We start from the raw sequence: 18,288 nt of genomic DNA on the forward strand, positions 1-18,288 counted from the left end.
CTAGTACATACCCCCATTACACAGCGCGATCAAAAAAGGCCATTGAGTAATTCACTCAACGGCCTTTCATTTAACTAATCAAGCTTTTTGATTACGACTTAAATTCGCTTACATCAATTTCAAGCAGTTTACCAATGCCTTCGCCATATGCTGGGTCGGCTTTGTAACAGTGTCTTAGGTGACGCAATTGAATCTCTTTAGGTACGCCGCCTAGGTTGCGAGCTGTGTTATCAAACAGAATCGCTTGTTTTTCTGGTGTCATTAGGCGGAACAGGTCACCCGGTTGCGAGAAGTAATCTTCATCTTCGCGATGATCCCAGTGTGCTGCTGCACCATCAAGGTTCAATGCTGGTTCTGCAAAATCAGGTTGCTCTGCCCATTGGCCTTCGTTGTTTGGCTCATAGCCTAATGTGCTACCAAAGTTACCGTCAACACGCATCGCACCATCACGGTGGTAGCTGTGTACAGGGCAACGAGGTGCGTTCACTGGGATGTGCTGATGGTTAACACCCAAACGGTAGCGCTGAGCATCACCGTAAGCAAACAGACGACCTTGTAGCATCTTGTCTGGCGAGAAGCTGATACCTGGAACTACGTTAGCAGGGTTGAATGCTGACTGCTCAACTTCAGCGAAGAAGTTCTCAGGGTTGCGGTTAAGCTCTAGCTCACCCACTTCAATCAATGGGTAGTCTGCATGAGGCCAGATCTTAGTAAGATCGAATGGGTTGTAAGGTACTTTCGCTGCGTCCGCTTCTGGCATCACTTGAACTTTAAGTTTCCATTTCGGGAAGTCTTGGTTATCGATGCTTTCTAGCAGATCACGTTGGTGACTTTCACGATCTTCGCCGATCAGCTTCGCTGCTTCAGCATCCGACAAGTTCTTAATACCTTGCTGAGATTTGAAGTGGAATTTAACCCAAAAACGCTCATTATCACTGTTGATAAAGCTAAATGTGTGGCTACCAAAACCGTGCATGTGGCGGTAAGTAGCTGGGATACCACGATCACTCATTACGATAGTGATTTGGTGAAGTGCTTCAGGCAGAGAAGTCCAGAAATCCCAGTTGTTCTTCGCGCTACGCATGTTAGTACGTGGGTCACGTTTCACTGCATGATTTAGATCTGGGAATTTAAGAGGATCGCGTAAGAAAAACACAGGCGTGTTGTTACCCACCATGTCCCAGTTACCTTCTTCGGTATAGAATTTCAATGCAAAACCACGAATATCACGCTCAGCATCAGCTGCGCCACGCTCGCCTGCTACTGTCGTAAAACGTGCAAAAAGGTCGGTTTTCTTACCAACTTCAGAGAACAGTTTTGCCTTGGTGTATTTGGTAATATCGTGGGTCACGGTAAATGTACCGTAAGCACCTGAGCCTTTTGCGTGCATGCGACGCTCTGGAATCACTTCACGATCAAAGTGAGCCAATTTCTCTAAAAACCAAACATCTTGTAGAAGCTGTGGGCCGCGTTTGCCCGCCGTTTGAACATTCTGATTATGAGCAACAGGACAACCCGCAGCTGTAGTTAGTTTTTTACTCATGGTCTATTCCTTAAGGTAAAAGATATCGCATCGTTGCCATATCTTCGATTTAAGTGGATTCAATACTTTAAAAACCACTAAAATAATATGGATAAAGAATAGACCTGAGTGACCAGAAAATATAATCGTTTATATTTATCGTTGCTATCTATAAAACCTATCGAACAGGTGAGTTAACTAAGCCTTTGTATCACCGAACTTTATTTTAGAATTGCATGTCCTAATTTCAGCGTCGAAGCTATATTTCTTGCCGTTCTAGTTAAGTTCAATTCAGCTTCTCGTAGTACTTGCTCGAGTGACTGAGGAGAGCGCACAGTCCCGAACAAACTGTTCATTTCACCATAAAGCGCTTCGACTTCAGTGCCCAGTGATCCGGCAATACCTATGGTTGGAATACCTTGTAAACTTGCACGCTTGGCAATGCCATAAGGTGTCTTTCCTTGCAGAGTTTGATTGTCCATCTGCCCTTCACCGGTAATCACAAGGTCGGCACCTTTCAACACATCATCGGCTTGCAAAACGTCCAGTACCATCTCGATACCGGGTTTAATTTGCATGTTGAATAGCAAACCAAGTCCCATTGGAGCACCACCAGCCGCGCCATAACCCTTACGCTTGTGAACAGAGTCATCACCACGAGTACAACCTTGAGATTCAGAAACTTGAGCAAAATTATCAAGCGCCTTATCAAGCATCAATACTTGGTCAGGAGTCGCCCCTTTTTGTGGGCCGAATATATGGCTAGCACCATTTTCACCACACAGCGGATTATCCACATCGCACGCGACGATCAACTCGATATCCGCGCAGCGTGAATCTAGATCAGTAAGATCAATAGATACTAACTCCGCTAACGCAGCACCACCTCGGTTAAGCTCTTGCTCTTTTTGATCTAGCAAACGACCACCCAAAGCTTGAACAATACCCGCACCACCATCATTGGTCGCACTACCACCCAATCCGAGAATGATCGTTTGAGCACCCTGCTCTATCGCTTCTAAAATCAACTGCCCTGTACCGAAAGACGAAGCTACCAAGGGATCACGCAGCTCTGGCGTCAGCAAGTCCAAACCAGATGCGGCAGCAATTTCAATCAATGCCGTTTTGTTGGGGTTGCGATCGGATGGTTCAAGCATCGCCCATTCAGCATTAACCAATGCGCCCAACGGCCCTTCCACTTGATGTTTTCGCTTCTGCCCCGCTAAACCTTGCAGCAACACATCCACAGTCCCTTCGCCGCCATCGGCTAAAGGCAAGGTCACGTAATCCGCGTCGGGGAAGACTTCACGAAAACCTTGTTCAATACACGCCGCCACCGATACAGCCGATAAAGATTCTTTAAACGAGTCTGGTGCAATAACAATTTTCATACTGAGAGATCCAAAAGATTAGTAATTTTGATGAGTGCCCGATCTAAAAATTCCCCTATTGAAGATCAGCAAGCTAATCACTTAATAGGGGCAGTATATAAAGTAAATACTAAGCAGATAGCCCCTCTCATTGAGGTTATTGATACCCGCAATTTGTGAGTTAGATCGACTACTTACATATTGGAATCATAGATTGAGAGCATCTACCGAAATTTTAGGCCAGGTAGAGTAGAGTTGCATAAATTGAAGATGGTATAGTCCACGAAAATCAAACATCTTGGACATCATTATGCATTCTAGCGACATCATCAAATTGGCAAATTTAGGCGTTAATATCGAAATTTCAAAAGACTCTTCATTGCATCCTTCTGATGCGTTAGAAGTGGTAAAGATTGTTGCTGAAATCGGTAGCCAAATCATCATCAAGAAGAAGTACCACACGGACTACCTCATTCAGATGGCTGAAGTGGGTCGTGATCATGTGACGATCGCTGTTTAAACGCAGCCACTATTTCGACATTGATATAAAAATGCAGCATATTGGGGGCAATATGCTGCATTTTCTCTTTTCGTTAGGAGCATGGAGAACGCAAAGAGAAACTCGTTAAGCATTCTAAGTAGAGCTAGTGGCCAAACAACATCGGAACACCCGTTTGAACACACACTTCATTCAAGCGTTTTTGTGCCGTGAGTATATTCTCTTTCCAGCGTTCATCTTGAGCCCACATCTCGATCACGAGTGGTACAACGCACTCAGTCTCTTTCAACGTTTCAAAAATGGCATTGAAGTCAACCTCACCATCACCAATTACTAAGTCTCGAAATTGCCCTTTGTACTCGTCAGTCACTTTATACGTGTCTTTGAGGTGGATCTGAGTGATATGAGGCTTACTCAGTTTTAGCTCAGTCACTATGTCGTAATTCCAACCAGAGATATTGCCCACATCCGGATACGCCGTGAAATACGGTGAATTAACTTCGCGGCTCAGCACTTCGAACTTACTCAAAGAGTTCAGGTAATCGGTGTCCATGATTTCCACAGCAAGCATTACGCCCGATCTTTCAGCCAACTGCGCCGAAAGCTTCATTCCTTCAATGAACCTCTGGTGAGTTACTTTATCAGCAGGCTCGTAGTAAACGTCATATCCAGCCAGTTGGATGGTACGAATACCCAATTTGTAAGCCAACGAGATAGCCTTCTCCATATGGATAACCGCTTGTTCACGAATCGCCGGATCTGCTGAACCAAATGGGAACTTGCGATGCGCGCTTAAACACATGGATTGCAGAGGTACACCATGCTTTTCACACAGGTGACGTAGGGCATACACTTCCTCGTCATTCCAATCCAAACGGCTGCGGCGCTCGTCTGATTCATCTACCGATATCTCAAGAAAATCAAAGCCGAGTTCTTTGGTTGTTGCCAGCTTATCTTCCCAGCTAAGTTCGTTAGGTAGGGCCTTTTCATAAAGCCCTACACGGTGGCGTAACAAGTTTTGATACATAACGCCTCCTAGTTCCAGTAGCGATCGATCTGAGCTTTTAGCGCTTCTGCTGTTTCTTTACCTTTGTCACCCGCAAGTGCGCGACCCGCGATAAAGGTTTTCGCTTTAATTCCTTCAAATAGGTATAGGTCTTCAGGCACGATGCCCCCTGTGATAGAAAGCTCGATGCCCATTTCAGATAATGCACGCATCTTCACAAGATCCTCTTCTGTCCAACCCACACCCGCTAATTCAGCATCACGAGAACGGTGGTAAATCGCTTGTGAAATACCTAGGTCGACCCAAGATTGAGCATCATCCATTGTCCAATTGCCGTAAATTTCGATTTGGATTTCACCGTTAAATTCGTCAGCGACTTTCTTACATGCACCAATGGTGGCGATGTGTGCAGCCGCAGAAACCGTTATCCAATCAGCACCGGCTTCGAATGCCATGCGAGCCAAAATCGCGCCACCATCTGTTGTTTTCATGTCACACACAAGGATATGGTCTGGGTGATTCTTACGAAGTGTAGACACCGCCGTCATCCCTTCTGCAAACGCCAAAATAGTGCCCACTTCAATCACATCAACAAAGCTTTCAACGTTGTTTGCTACTTCAATGGCAGCAGGAAGATTTGTTTGGTCTAGGGCGATCTGAATCATTGGTTTAGTCATGTTGTTATCCTTTAATTTGTTCACGTATTAGACGGGCTAAGCCATCATGGTTGTTATCTGTTGAGCACACGCACTGAACGTGTGACTTGACGATGTCATCAGCATTGAGCATCGCTACGCCTAATCCGGCGTACTTAAGCATGGATATGTCGTTGTGGTTATCACCGACAGCTATGACGTCATCGGCGTGATAACCCAGGTCTGCGATGTATTCAGCAAGGCGTAGGCCCTTACTGTTACCTTTCGCAGCAAAATCTATTCGGTTTGACCAAGAACGTTCACCGTTGAAGTTCTCTTCTATCCATGGGTGTTGCATTAAACGGTCTACTGAGTCTTGGCTGCCTTCCACCACAAACTTCCAAACGTGTTCGGCTTGCTGAGCCGCTTCAGTGAATGACTCCACTTGGTATATTTGAGGTCTGTGTTGCTCCGGTGCGGTTTCAGCCCAGCTTTCCAACGCCAGCATGTAAGCAAATGGGTTGTACTGTGAGTACGTCATCGCATGTGTGATGTACATGACCATTTTGAGTTGAAACTCGTCAGCCATATCGATGAAGGTAAGCGCCTTATCTTTCTCTATGGCGTTTTGAGTCAGTACCGTTTCAGTCTCATAGTCATAAACATAAGTGCCGTTACAGCAGATGATTGGCGTATCTAACCCCAATTCGTAGTAGTAAGGTCGCGCCGCTGTGTGGTGTCGACCTGTAACAATCACGACATGACAACTTTGTTTGGCTTCTTGAATCGCCTTTTTTACCTCTGGATGAATCGTGTGATCATCCTTTAACACGGTTCCATCGAGATCTAACGCCAGCACTTTATACATAGAGTCCTCTCACTTATTCCCTGAAATTAGGCCTAATCAATATTGAAACTACTTAGAATCGAAACTCGTTAAACGGCTTACTTAAACGACTTATTTCAACGAAAAGCCGATTTACTGTTGGCCGTAATAAGCATTTTCACCATGCTTACGCAGGTAGTGTTTGTCTGATAGCTCCGGCTGAATCTTGATGCCACTGTTCAGCGAGCGTGTAGCCAATGCCATTGCAGACACTTCCTCTAGCACCACCGCGTTATGAACGGCGTCGTTTGCATCTTTACCCCAAGAAAATGGCGCATGTCCTGCAACAATCACACTTGGAACTGCCATAGGATCAATTCGGCGTTGCTGGAACTCTTCAATGATCACAAGGCCGGTATTTTTCTCGTACTCTTCAGATATTTCAGAGTGAGATAAACGACGAGTACATGGAATATCACCGTAGAAGTAGTCTGCATGTGTAGTACCCAAAGCTGGAATGTCGATACCGGCTTGCGCCCAAATCGTGGCACTGCGTGAATGCGTGTGAACAATGCCACTGACCTCAGGGAAAGCTTTGTAAAGCTCTAAATGAGTCGCAGTATCACTTGAAGGGTTGAGCTTCCCCTCAACGATGTTGCCTTCTAGATCGACGACGACCATATCTTCAGCGGTCATGTCGCAGTACTCGACACCCGATGGTTTAATGGCTATTACGCCATTAGCACGGTCAAACTCAGAGACGTTTCCCCAAGTGAAAGTCACCAAGCCGTATTTCGGAAGTTGCAAATTGGCTTCTAAAACACGTTGTTTCAATTGGCTATATTTAGACATCGTTGCCTCCTTACGCCGCTTCCGCTTGAAGCAATGCTGCATCAATTAAACGCGCCACTTCTTCTGGGCTTTTGCACGCGCGAAGTTTTGAGAAGTCTTCATCGAATTCAATCAAGTTCGCCACTTGCATAGTGCCTTCGATGTGCTCTTCTGAGTCTTTACCCGCTAGCGTGATCAACACATCTACAGGCTCATCAACACCTTCAAACATGATTGGTGTTTCAAGCACAGTTAGCGCAAACCCAGTACGAATAACACCGTCTTCAGGGCGGCAATGCGGTAGTGCGAACGCATCGTGAATACAGATATAAGGGCCTTCTTCACCAATCGCTTTGGTAATCGCGTCGTAGTAACGCTCTTCTGCAATACCCGCTTTCACCAATGCATCAGTTCCAAGCTTGATCGCAGCTTTCCAGTCAGCCGCTTTAGCGTTGAGTAGGATAGAGTTGTTCTGGATAAGAGATTCTTTTAGGTTCATGTTATTGCTCACTTATATAATTGTTTTTATTGGCTCAGTAGCGCTATACCACTGAGCCATTTTCATTATTTGTGGAAGTTATTCTCGATGATGGAAACCAGCTCGTCGCCGAAGGTTTTCACCATAATCATGTTCTTCACCGCTAACTGCTGCTTGCCCTCAGGAAGCCCCGTGATCTTCGCTGCAAGAGCAACCGAAGTAACGATGATGTCGAATGAGCCAAGGTGCGATTTGTAATCGGTGATAGCGCTGTTGAATGTCGTGCTTGGGATGCCTTTCTTGTCCAAGTACTCTTTGATTTTCTTAGAGCACATCATTGAAGAACCTTGCCCAGAACCACAGCACACTAGAACGCGAACCGGTTTCTGATCAGCTGCTGGCGACCCTCGATTTTCTGATGTTGTAGAAGCAGCCGTTGCAGAAACCGATGGAGCTTCAGCAGTTGCTGTCGATTGTTGTGGTACCGCAACTTCAACCTCAATGCCTTCAGGCGTTACGGCAGTCATTGTTTCAGCAGCAGCTTCTGCGTCTTCTTCCGCTCGTAGTTGCTTAGAAGCGAAGTACATGTAAATGCCTGCCAAAGCCAAAATCACAAAGAAGAACATGCTAGAGCTTGAGATACCTTGCATGATTGGTGGGAATACCAAAGCCCAGTCAGCCATACCCATCCAGCCATTAAACTCAGTACCTGATTGAGCGAAGATATGGATTGCCCAAGCAGAGCCAACCACTTCGATGATGCCCATCACGAAACAGATTTTCATCACCGCTTTCCAGCCACCAAAGTGGTTAGCAAACACGCCGATGGTTGCGTTCGAGAAGAACATTGGGATAAAGCCAGGGATAATCATGATTGGCGCGTCGAACGCAAGCATTGCAAGCACTGCCGTGAATTGACCAACAGCACCCCACATGAAACCGAATACCATTGCGTTCGGTGAGTAGGCATAAATAGCCGCACAATCGATTGCTAAAACAGCGTTTGGAATAAGACGTTGTGAGATACCGTTAAAGGCCTCAGACAATTCAGCTACGAACATACGAACGCCTGTTACGATAACTTGAATCGCGACTGCGAATTTCAAACCTGTTTCGAAAATGTAGATAAGCCAGTGAGTCTTGCCCGCCATGTCTTGAAGGTTATCAAGACCGAACGAAAGAAGAATAATGCCGAAGAAGCCAGTCATCACCAATGTTGTTGCAGCGATACTGTCGTGAAAAATGTGCAACCACTTAGGCAGTTTAATGTGGTCGACACTGTCGTTCTTGTCGCCAAGTTTCGGTGCAACCTTGGTGGCTACCCATGAAGCAAACTGCTGTTGGTGACCAATCGAGAAACCCGCCCCGCCAGTGACTTCTTGAGTCGGCTTGAACATGATGTTTGACGAAATACCCCAGTACAACGCCATCAATATTGCAGAGTAAATGATGGTTTCCCACATACTTGCGCCAAGCACGAAGTAGAAAACAGCAATAAGGCCTGCTTGCTGGAACATGATATGTCCAGTCAGCATGATGGTTCGGATACCCGTAATACGACGGAAGGCAACAAGAAGAATGTTCAGCCCAAGTGCCAGTAATACTGCATACCCAACCCAAGAGTAATTGTCGCCCATGGTTTCCATGGTGGACATCATGGAGGTGTACGGGTCAATCACCGAGCCCGTCAAGCCATGTATTTCACTCATTTTTTCGATAACTGGTTTGAAACCCGCTACCAATGTTCCCGCACCTACCTGCACTATCATAAAACCAACGATGGTTTTTATAGAGCCGGAGATAACAGTTGTTGCGTCACGTTTTAAAAGGATGTAGCCGAGACAAGTAACAAGACCGAGTAGCAACGGTGCTTTGGTCATTACCTGACTGTAAAAAATATAGAAAATATCATATAAGAATTCCATATCTTTACCCCTGGTTAGTTTTTAATTTTAATGATTTGTAGGATGTGATGATTCTAAGTTTTGCTCACGAACTAGACTTTACCAATCAAAAGTAATCACTCAATGCTCACTTGTGATTACTTTGATTTATGTCAATTAACCACACTAGGAATGCGCCTAATTGAGCTTGGGATCACATACAAAAACAACAAATTATTTAAAATCAATAACTTATAAAACATTGTGATTGAGATCCTATTTTTATATCGATGTGGTTTGACAATCATGACGGTGATTATTAGAATCAAAACAAATCAAAAGTAATCATCAAATTGTCACAACGACATAAAGAGTGATAAATATGAATGAAGTACAAAGACATAACGGCATCGTGTCGCTGTTAGAAGATATGCAGACAATCAACGTCTCACATATCATTGATAAATTTAGTGTTTCACCAGCAACTGCAAGACGTGATATCGCTAAATTAGATGAGCTAGGCCGACTGCGAAAGATTCGAAATGGTGCAGAGCGAGTAGAAACTCAGAAGAGGAAGTGGTCACCACTGAATATCAACAGCACTGAGTTCTATGAAGAGAAATCCGAGATTGCACAAGCAGCCGCTGGACTTTGTCAGTCGGGTGATACAGTCGTAATCAACTGCGGCTCTACAGCTTTCCTACTTGGCCAACAGCTATGTGGAGATGACGTTCAAATCGTAACGAACTACTTCCCACTCGCAAGTTATTTGATCAACGAAGATCATGACGATGTCATCATCATTGGCGGTCAATACAACAAAGCGCAGAACATCTTTTTGAATCCAGCTCCTAATTCACTAGGCGGTTATGCAGGAAACTGGATGTTCACTTCAGGCAAAGGCTTAACTGACGCCGGGTTATACAAAGCCGACATGTTAACAGCCGTCGCTGAACAGCAAATGCTTGAACAGGTCGATAAACTCGTGGTGGTGGTCGACAGTTCAAAGGTTGGACAACGCACCGGAATGCTCTTTTGCAATACCAAGCAAATAGACATCGTCATCACCGGTAAAGACGCCAATCCAGAAGTTGTTAAACAGATTGAAGCTCAAGGGACGCAAGTCATCTTAGTTTAAATCACAGGGCAAATTGCCCTCCCAATAATAATAAATTCAGCTCAGTGCCTTAATCCAAATTAAGGCGCTCGGCTCCCTACATCCAAAATTAATCAAATTATTGAAATAAAAGGTATTATCATGAGCAATGTAAACGAAATCACTCGCGAGTCTTGGATCCTAAATACATTCCCTGAGTGGGGCACATGGTTAAATGAAGAGATTGAACAAACAGTTGTGCAACCGGGTACGTTTTCTATGTGGTGGCTGGGTTGTACAGGTATTTGGCTAAAATCAGAAGAAGGTGCAAACCTATCAATGGACTTCTGGTGTGGTACTGGTAAAAAAACACAAGCCGTTCAAAAAATGAAAAACCAGCACCAAATGATGCGTATGGGCGGTGTGGAAGCACTTCAACCAAACCTACGTACCGCGATCTTCCCATTGGACCCTTTCGCTATCAAAGAGATCGATGCAGTTATGGCATCTCATGACCACGGCGACCACATCGATATCAACGTTGCAGCGGCGGTTCTACAAAACTGCGGCGAGCACGTTAAATTCATTGGTCCTAAAGCGTGTGTTGATTTATGGATGAAATGGGGTGTGCCAGAAGATCGTTGTGTTATCGCGAAAGTTGGCGACGAGATTAAGATCAAAGACGTCAATATTAAGGTTCTTGATGCATTCGACCGTACTGCACTTGTAACACTACCAGAAGGGACTTCTTCTATAGACAAAGAAATTCTAGACGGCATGGATGACCGCGCAGTGAACTACTTGGTAGAAACAACCGGTGGCTCTGTTTACCACTCTGGCGACTCTCACTACTCTAATTACTACGCTAAACACGGTAATGATCACAAGATCGACGTTGCACTGCTTTCTTACGGTGAGAACCCACGTGGCGTAACAGACAAAATGACATCTTCAGACATTCTTCGTGCTGCTGAGTCTTTGAACTGTGAAGTGGTTGTTCCGTTCCACCACGACATTTGGGCGAACTTCCAAAACGACCCCCGTGAAATCGAAATGTTGTGGAACATGAAGAAAGAACGCCTGCAATACGGATTTGCTCCTTTCTTCTGGCAAGTAGGTGGTAAATACACTTACCCTACAGATAAAGGTCGCATGCACTACCAACACTTCCGCGGCTTTGCTGACATCTTCAAAAATGACCCAGAACTGCCATACCGCGCATTCTTGTAATCATTAGTAACCACTTTAACTAGGGAGCGATTCGCTCCCTTTTTTCATCATCGAATAAGGACATTGATATGGTATTACGCGAATTTAAGAATCACTTTACTCGTGGTGATTTAAAAGCAGCCATTGGTGTTGTTTCGCCTTGTGCTAATGGCTATTACTTAATGGTGAAAAGCAATCAGTGGGGTGTGAACAGTTTTCTTGAATCTGATAGAAAGATGCAACCCAGAGTATTTAAGACTCGACAGGCGCTGTTGAATGCGGCAAAAGCGATCGGTTTTCCTTACCACTCGATCGATATCCAACATCTCTAGCCGATAATATTCCGATTAAATTAAGATCGTTGAAAACCGTTATTCCAGCGGAATAAGCAAACCATTCACCTTATGAATAAAACAAAACAGAAAGCATTTATTAATCCACTCGATAAAAATAATTCTTACAATTAAGCGTGTTTATTCGTTAATAATATTGTTACTCAACGGCATAATAGTGATGAATCCATTCAACGAGTTAGGTTGTGTTCTGCAAGCGCCTTTTGGCATTGGTTTTACCCATTTCTGTTATCTTTTCTATGCACGCTGAAACCTTTGGTGAGCGAATAGAGCGCATCGAGCAAGAAAATGCACTAGCGAAAACAATCAGCGAGACACAAGCAGAGCTCATACAGAAGGTAGTACAAACCAACCACTGCGCCAAAGTGGCATTAGTCCATCACCACCGAATTTTAGGCCAATACAAAAAGCCAACCTCGTCTTCTGAACTATTCGTTAAATGGCGAGAGTTAGGCAAGCAACTAGACAACAAATATGAGACGAATTACCCGGGCTATCCCAAGCATGTATTTCAAGAATACCCAACCGCTTCAAGCAAGGTTGATGGTTATTTATTTGCTCTAATTGACAATGGTTTGAACGAAAAGTCATGGATAGCCAAAGAGTTTAAGCAGTGTAAAAAGAATAAGCTCATATCCCGAACCTAAGGTCTAGTCGGCTCTGGTTCGAGAGTGCTCATTCGCATTGGTTTTAATAAAGTAAGAACAGCCCTTCATAACCGCCAATTTCTACTTCACTCACATACTCACCAACGTTACCGTTAGCCTCAACAGGTTTCATTGGGACATCCAGCGTAATGGTGAGTTTTGCCGCGTCATAAAAACTCGGATTCTTACCGTGGAAATCCGTGCGATACAACACACGACCATTGCTGAACTCTCTCGCTAACACCATGTCTTCAGGACCACCAGCAACCACCTGATTTTCAGATTGATACATAAAGTACGTGAACGTCGGTAGAACGTGAGTCATGCCATTGGGCAGGTCAGCATGCACCATTTCGTTCATCGAGGAATCGCCAACGATGGTGTAGTCCGCGGGTTGAGGTGTCGTTGTTGATAGCATCAAAGGAATCGGTTCAAAGCCTTGTGGGATTTGATGACTCGGCTCTCCCAAGTCAACGGCCAATAACGAACTTGGTTGGTAGGCGATGTTTTTAGGGACGCCACTTTGCCAGAAAGTGTCACCCGTCGTATTGCCACTTCCATAGACGTAACCATTGTTCCACTGATTAAAGTAGCTATGTTGAGCGTGTCGATTGAGGTGGTAGATCGCTAGGGTCGAGTATTGGTCTTGCTTCCAATTCTCTTCACTATTTCCAAGATACTGAACTCGCCCATAACGCGTTGTCGCCTGAAAAATAACACTTTGCCCATTGTAGGCGAGCGCAGAGTTATCCCAGAACTTAGAGATTCCCGAGTAACCACTAAACCCAGTAGAAGGAAAAATGTAGTGTTCTCGTAAATACAGAGATCCTGCCTCGCTAAGATGAGACTGTCCATTTCGACCCAGCAAGTTCGCGGTTCCGATATTCAACCCAATCGACGCATCACTTTCTAAAGCAGATAGATTTTTGAGAAACGCTGAAAATTGTTGTTTATAGAGATCATCCGCTTGATTCGAGCCCACAACGGCTTCTAACTCTTGAACATGCCCGCCAGAGTGAACGTAGAACTGGTTCGAACCAATGAGTTTATTTGTGTCGTCGTTGTACGCACCATTCAAACCTTGGCTTGCCCAGCTTTGCTTGTAGTAGCGATGAATAGCAGATAGATAATCCGCGTTTGCGACGTTCGTTAGCGACCAAGATGAGTTAGCGCTCCACATTCGACCAAATGGCAACACTCTTGATTCCCAACGAAAACGCGCTGTTGCATTCTTATTGGTTCGATTCCGATACTCGCTTGGCGACAAGTAGTTATCGCCATCTAGGTCTGCAGACACGTCAAAGCCACGGATTTTTCTCCACTGGCTAATAGCATTGCCATCCGGTGTTGTGGTCGGAGCGTCGGTTAATTTGACGGTTGGAAAACTGTTTTTGAGTTTCACTTCTTTTAAACGTGGTCTGTCGTCGGCGCTCTCGCTTTGCCAACGAACTCTCACAACGTATAAGCGTCCGCCATCTCTCAAAAAGGTTGAGCCAAAGTACTGGCCGCCGCCATAACTCGCCCCGCTCCCATCATGAGTTGTGGCTCTTACCCAGTTATCCGGAAGGTTCCAAATCACCGATTGGTTTTTGATCATATTGAGCGTTTTGTCTTTCTTTACATCAAGCCTTTCCCACTGTGAAACCCTTCCGTGAGAATCAATAGCCGTTGGGTATTCAATCCAAAATTCACCACTGCCAGCAAACTGTGAGAACTTAAAGGTCAGCCGTTCGAACTGCTCAGCATGATAGACATACAATGCCCCGCCCTGTTCGTAATTCTCGAACACATCGGCATCCCAAGGAGGGTCTTGATACAGCCAAAAGCCAGCATGCTCTTCACTGGCTGTATAGCCCAAGATCATAGGTTTTCGGTTTAAAAGCGTCTTTTCGCCATGAGTTTTATCAACTTCGGCAATAACAGTATCTTCAGAAAAGTGCAGGAAATAGTCTTCGAAATTGAGGCCTTCTAACTCAGCTTGGTTACGGAGATCGTTCTCCAACCAACCCGAGTTAATCGCCATGACTTGGTTGTACATATAACCAATTGTCGTGGCCCGCTCATTGTCGGCTTTGTCGGCATAAGCTCCGAACACAATATCACTGTTGGAAATTTCCCAATCAATGACGGCATTCGCAGATAGTGGGGAGCCCGAAAGATCAACACCAACTTCATGTTGCCCTGGCAGCACAAGCGCTGTACCAACAGCAAAAGCGTAACCAGCGATTAAACATGACGGTATGAGTGCGAGCAGCCCAGAAATGTAGGTTTTCATGATTCAAATTTCCTAATCGATACTGTCATGCCTTAAATCACAAGACGAAAAGTCAGCCAACTTACGTGTCAATTTAGGAATCAAAATACGAAAAAAGTATCGACTACATGGCTCTATTGTTCAAGTGCTCGTCTGTCTTGTTTCATCGGTGGCAAGTAAAACGAGCAAATGCCGATTCAAAATCAATGCATTAAGGAAAATATAAGTTTTTGTGATTTTAATTTTATTTGGAAACCAAGTATCTCCGGCTAACGAGAAATCAGCTCAGATTTTCTCAAAATGAGAATAATACGGTTTGGAAGATGAGAAGTTATCAGAGCCTAGAACTCAAAATAGGACTTGGATTTGCTGTATCGAATCTCAGTTTGAGCGCCACACTATTGAAACTCAATTTGGATAGGCTGCCTAAACAAGAACGATGACAACGCACCTTAAAGCCTCTTGTTCCACTTCCCTTGGTGGTCACGGTCGCAATTTTCTTGTGTATCGTAACTAACATGCTTATCGATATTCTTCAGTTGAATCCCAACTTGATTGAACGCGTGTTGGATAGCCCCAAAGGCACTCTGTTGACCTTCGCCACTTAAGAAGTTCGTTCTATCCTGATTGGTATCGAATACACAGACAATTTTCAAACTTTGCGGAAAAGATGAGAAGTTGACCGAGTGAGTCACCCATAAAAAACCATCGAAGCCTTTCAGCGTGTCTTCACAAACGTAAGTTAACACGTCTCTGATTTGATTCTCGATTTTCTTATCTGATTTACGCATGCGCCAAAGGTCCTATTTAACACCTTAAAAAATAAGGTTTTTCGGTCAGTTTCGTACTACCTGATATTGGACACTGTGGCGGTTTCAAATGCAAAGTATTTATTGGGGAGAGTCGACTGGAAGATATAGAGGAAACGCCTCATGTTTGATAGCTTACGAGGCGATCAAACATGAGACGAGTATAGAATTTACTAAAACATTAGCTCGCCGCTTGTTCCCAATCAGTTAATAACTTCATGATTACGCGAGAGTCTTGGTGGGTTGCCATTGGCGCAGCAAGTTGTGTATCACCTTGCTCAACCGCTTGGCGGATATTGCGCACTTGATAATAGAAGCCGTCACCTTGTGCTTCGACTTTAATTTCACGTGTCGACGTTTCGTATATCTCAACAGTGAACGTGTTTTCTGCCGTCGGTAGCCATGGATTAGTATCTAGCGTGATACAGCCTTTGCTGCCTAGGATCGTAAAACCATGCTTTAAACCGTGGTCTTCAGCAGTGTGGATTTGCGCGGTAAAACGGTCGTTGAAATGCATCATCGCCGAAGATTCACAGATATTGCCATCTTGGCCTCGTCGCCCTATTGCTGAGATCTGCACATCATCAAACACACTCTCACCAAATTGCTGATTGATCGCCTCACGGCTTTCATATTGCTCAAGCAGGATCACTCGGTCGCTTTGGTTTTGATCATAGGTTGCAATCGCTTGTAGTCAGCCTGGCTGGCTCTGCATGTCTAAGCAAAACCAAGCAACTGTCATTGAAGAACCGAACCTTTGTCGAGTTCTTGTTAGCCTCTCTACTGAGCAACTCAGATTTCTCTAAACAATAAAGCTGCTAAACTGTTTGCCAATGGTTCATCAAACGTTTTCCAAGATCAGAAGGTGTAGTGTTATAGACGATCATCTCATCACATTGGTTGAACACCATGAAGTGTTTGAGCTCATCACATAAAGCATGAACGAATGATTCATGGTTTTTGATTCGATCTTCAACAACCAAGTTGAGAATATTGAGCAAGCCACGCTTCCTGTCAACCTTACAATCCATTCGTGCCACCAGCTCACCTTGCCACAGTATCGGCAAACTAAAGTAACCAAACTGGCGCTTGGCCTCAGGCACATAGCACTCAAGAAGGTAATCAAAGTTAAACAGTGATTGCATTCGCTTACGCTGAATCAACAGATTATCGAACGGAGACAGTATCTTTAACTTAGTTCGGGAAAGAGGCTGGCTCAGCAGTTCAAATGCATTAGGCAACACATAATAATCAATACCTTGAACATCCACCTTCATGACTTGTTTGTCTTCAAGCATCTGTTGGAGTGTCTTCTGTATCAGTGGTTTAGTGTTCTGAGTAGATAGCTCATCTCCGATGCAATGCCCACACCGTTCGCTTCTAAATAACGAGTGATCAGATGCTCGATATACTCTTGTTCCGTTGGTTTAGAGGTATCAATACCACTCGGTAAAACTCGCTCGGTTAGGTCATACACCTTATGAAAGTTCACTCGGCTTGGCACCATTAAGTCACCTTGCATAAACAAAGTCTCTAGCGCCTGTTTGGCCGGTTTACCGCCCCATCCGCCGGGGTTTGGTCTATCCCCTTCAAAGTCTTTCGCCATCAATGGCCCCTCATTCTCAATTCGCTTGAGAACATGAGCCATCAGTGCGTCATCCTTTTTATACCAATGCTTGAGCTTACCGCTGGCAAACCCATTCTTGCGATGTAGGCTGAATCGGTAATCACGCATGGGTAAATACGCGGCGGCATGCGACCAAAACTCAAACACCTCTCGGCGCTCTAACAGCTTATCTAGATGATCAAGCTGGTAGTCTTGATTACGATTCCACAGCGTATGGTGGTGAGATCGCTGAATCACCGAAATGGTATCAATTTGAACATACCCAAGGTTTTCAATCGCAGACAGCGTGTTCGCCAAAGTTCCTCCATTGCGTTGCTTTTTAGGTGGCAATTTTTGCGAAAGCAGTACAATTTTTTGTGCTTGTGCGAGTGAAAGTGATTCCATGAAATTCAGACTCTAATTGATACCAACGATCGGCTTATGATTCAGCAATAATCTCTTGAAGGATTTGCTTGTACGTTTCTACCGTCTGAGCACCTGTTACCGCACTTTTACGATTGAATACCACTGTTGGCACCGCTGAAATACCCATGCGTTGCCATTCAAACTCTTGCGCTTCAATTTGCTTCAAGTTTTCAGTGTTTTTTAGGCGCTTCAGTGCCTTCGTTGAATCGAGCCCAACCGCTTCAAGTTCTTGTATAATGACTTCAAGGTCAGACAAGTCTTTCTGCTCGGTGAAGTGAGCCGTAAAAAAGCGTAGCTTTAACTCAGTCTGTTTACCATGCGCTAGTGCAAAATCGAGCAGCACATGCAGGTGGCGTGAATTGACCATTCTCATGCTGTCATAGAAGTTGAAATCGAAACCGACTGCTTTGCCGCGAGCAGCCAACTGTTCACGGGAGCTTTGACTCTCTTCTGCACTAGAACCATATTTTCTCATGATATGATCACGCAGGTTCTCGCCCTCTTGCGGCATATCAGGGTTAAGCTCAAACGGCTGCCATTCAAGTTCAATCTGACTTTCTAAACCAAGTTCTGTAACGGCTTGATCCAAGTTTTTGTAACCGACCACGCACCACGGGCACATTACGTCAGAAATAATATCGAGTTGAAGTTTATTGCTCATAATCATTCCAAATATCGTTGCTAAGGCGTATCCAATTCGAAGTGGATACCCATCTTTTTGATTAGACTACAATAAACTGAACACTCGTTCAAATTTAACTAACTAAACATTAGCGAACAAAAAAGCCAACTCATGTTAACGAGTTGGCTTTGATAAAAATCGGATTGAGCTGAACTG

At 44.6% G+C, this 18,288-nt stretch carries 16 protein-coding genes and 3 pseudogenes; 5 read left to right on the forward strand and 14 right to left on the reverse strand.

Annotation, left to right across the window (positions count from 1 at the left end; genetic code table 11):
• Positions 1 to 91: 91 nt before the first annotated feature.
• Both A142_RS17465 and A142_RS17470 read right to left on the reverse strand, forming a co-directional pair.
• Positions 92 to 1,543 (reverse strand): catalase, encoded by a 1,452-nt coding sequence (locus A142_RS17465; protein WP_019827020.1) that lies wholly within the window; start codon positions 1,541 to 1,543, stop codon positions 92 to 94.
• 200 nt (positions 1,544 to 1,743) lie between these two features.
• A complete protein-coding gene (locus tag A142_RS17470; protein WP_019827021.1) occupies positions 1,744 to 2,913 on the reverse strand; it encodes a glycerate kinase in 1,170 nt (389 codons plus the stop codon).
• 289 nt (positions 2,914 to 3,202) lie between these two features.
• On the opposite strand from A142_RS17470, the gene A142_RS17475 reads away from it, so the two are divergent.
• Positions 3,203 to 3,412 carry a hypothetical protein gene (locus A142_RS17475; RefSeq protein ID WP_017092753.1) on the forward strand — a complete coding sequence of 70 codons (210 nt, stop codon included), beginning with the start codon at positions 3,203 to 3,205 and terminating at the stop codon, positions 3,410 to 3,412.
• A gap of 124 nt (positions 3,413 to 3,536) precedes the next feature.
• Here the strand turns inward: A142_RS17475 and A142_RS17480 are convergent, their stop codons facing one another.
• From A142_RS17480 to A142_RS17505, 6 genes are all read right to left on the reverse strand, one after another.
• Positions 3,537 to 4,418 carry an L-ribulose-5-phosphate 3-epimerase gene (locus A142_RS17480; RefSeq protein WP_019827022.1) on the reverse strand — a complete coding sequence of 294 codons (882 nt, stop codon included), beginning with the start codon at positions 4,416 to 4,418 and terminating at the stop codon, positions 3,537 to 3,539.
• An 8-nt stretch (positions 4,419 to 4,426) separates the two neighbouring features.
• A complete protein-coding gene (locus tag A142_RS17485) occupies positions 4,427 to 5,074 on the reverse strand; it encodes a 3-keto-L-gulonate-6-phosphate decarboxylase UlaD (protein ID WP_009845897.1) in 648 nt (215 codons plus the stop codon).
• A gap of 4 nt (positions 5,075 to 5,078) precedes the next feature.
• Complete coding sequence (locus A142_RS17490; RefSeq protein ID WP_019827023.1) at positions 5,079 to 5,900, reverse strand: pyridoxal phosphatase; 822 nt, start codon at positions 5,898 to 5,900, stop codon at positions 5,079 to 5,081.
• 111 nt (positions 5,901 to 6,011) lie between these two features.
• Positions 6,012 to 6,710, reverse strand: coding sequence for an L-ribulose-5-phosphate 4-epimerase (locus tag A142_RS17495; RefSeq protein ID WP_019827024.1), 699 nt, complete (start codon positions 6,708 to 6,710; stop codon positions 6,012 to 6,014).
• Between the two features lie 10 nt (positions 6,711 to 6,720).
• Complete coding sequence (locus A142_RS17500) at positions 6,721 to 7,188, reverse strand: PTS sugar transporter subunit IIA (protein ID WP_019827025.1); 468 nt, start codon at positions 7,186 to 7,188, stop codon at positions 6,721 to 6,723.
• A 65-nt stretch (positions 7,189 to 7,253) separates the two neighbouring features.
• A complete protein-coding gene (locus tag A142_RS17505; protein ID WP_019827027.1) occupies positions 7,254 to 9,092 on the reverse strand; it encodes a PTS ascorbate-specific subunit IIBC in 1,839 nt (612 codons plus the stop codon).
• Positions 9,093 to 9,432: 340 nt separating this feature from the next.
• Here A142_RS17505 and ulaR point away from each other — a divergent pair, with 340 nt between their 5' ends.
• The 4 genes from ulaR to A142_RS17525 all read left to right on the forward strand — a co-directional run bounded on the left by ulaR (position 9,433) and on the right by A142_RS17525 (position 12,355).
• Positions 9,433 to 10,188, forward strand: coding sequence for an HTH-type transcriptional regulator UlaR (gene ulaR / locus A142_RS17510; protein WP_019827029.1), 756 nt, complete (start codon positions 9,433 to 9,435; stop codon positions 10,186 to 10,188).
• Positions 10,189 to 10,308: 120 nt separating this feature from the next.
• Positions 10,309 to 11,376: an L-ascorbate 6-phosphate lactonase gene (ulaG, locus tag A142_RS17515; protein ID WP_019827031.1), complete on the forward strand. Its 1,068-nt coding sequence runs from the start codon at positions 10,309 to 10,311 to the stop codon at positions 11,374 to 11,376.
• 68 nt (positions 11,377 to 11,444) lie between these two features.
• Positions 11,445 to 11,687, forward strand: a complete 243-nt coding sequence (locus A142_RS17520; protein ID WP_019827032.1) for a hypothetical protein — start codon at positions 11,445 to 11,447, stop codon at positions 11,685 to 11,687.
• 206 nt (positions 11,688 to 11,893) lie between these two features.
• On the forward strand, positions 11,894 to 12,355 hold the full coding sequence (locus tag A142_RS17525) for a hypothetical protein (protein ID WP_019827034.1): 462 nt from the start codon (positions 11,894 to 11,896) through the stop codon (positions 12,353 to 12,355).
• Between the two features lie 43 nt (positions 12,356 to 12,398).
• Here the strand turns inward: A142_RS17525 and A142_RS17530 are convergent, their stop codons facing one another.
• From A142_RS17530 to A142_RS17550, 6 genes and pseudogenes are all read right to left on the reverse strand, one after another.
• Positions 12,399 to 14,630 (reverse strand): hypothetical protein, encoded by a 2,232-nt coding sequence (locus tag A142_RS17530; RefSeq protein WP_019827036.1) that lies wholly within the window; start codon positions 14,628 to 14,630, stop codon positions 12,399 to 12,401.
• A 431-nt stretch (positions 14,631 to 15,061) separates the two neighbouring features.
• Entirely contained in the window at positions 15,062 to 15,400 is a 339-nt protein-coding gene (locus A142_RS17535) for a hypothetical protein (protein WP_019827039.1), read from the reverse strand.
• A gap of 199 nt (positions 15,401 to 15,599) precedes the next feature.
• Positions 15,600 to 16,028 (reverse strand): annotated as a pseudogene (locus tag A142_RS17540) (Gfo/Idh/MocA family protein); the annotation flags it as partial.
• Positions 16,020 to 16,148, reverse strand: a pseudogene (locus tag A142_RS25220) (putative quinol monooxygenase); the annotation flags it as partial. The pseudogenes A142_RS17540 and A142_RS25220, both read right to left, overlap by 9 nt.
• 88 nt (positions 16,149 to 16,236) lie before the next feature.
• Positions 16,237 to 17,429 (reverse strand): annotated as a pseudogene (locus A142_RS17545) (winged helix-turn-helix domain-containing protein).
• Positions 17,430 to 17,463: 34 nt separating this feature from the next.
• Complete coding sequence (locus tag A142_RS17550) at positions 17,464 to 18,111, reverse strand: DsbA family oxidoreductase (RefSeq protein WP_019827041.1); 648 nt, start codon at positions 18,109 to 18,111, stop codon at positions 17,464 to 17,466.
• Positions 18,112 to 18,288: the final 177 nt, after the last annotated feature.

Origin of the sequence: Vibrio splendidus 12E03, assembly GCF_000272105.2 — a bacterium.
Taxonomy (GTDB): Bacteria; Pseudomonadota; Gammaproteobacteria; order Enterobacterales; family Vibrionaceae; genus Vibrio; species Vibrio splendidus_I.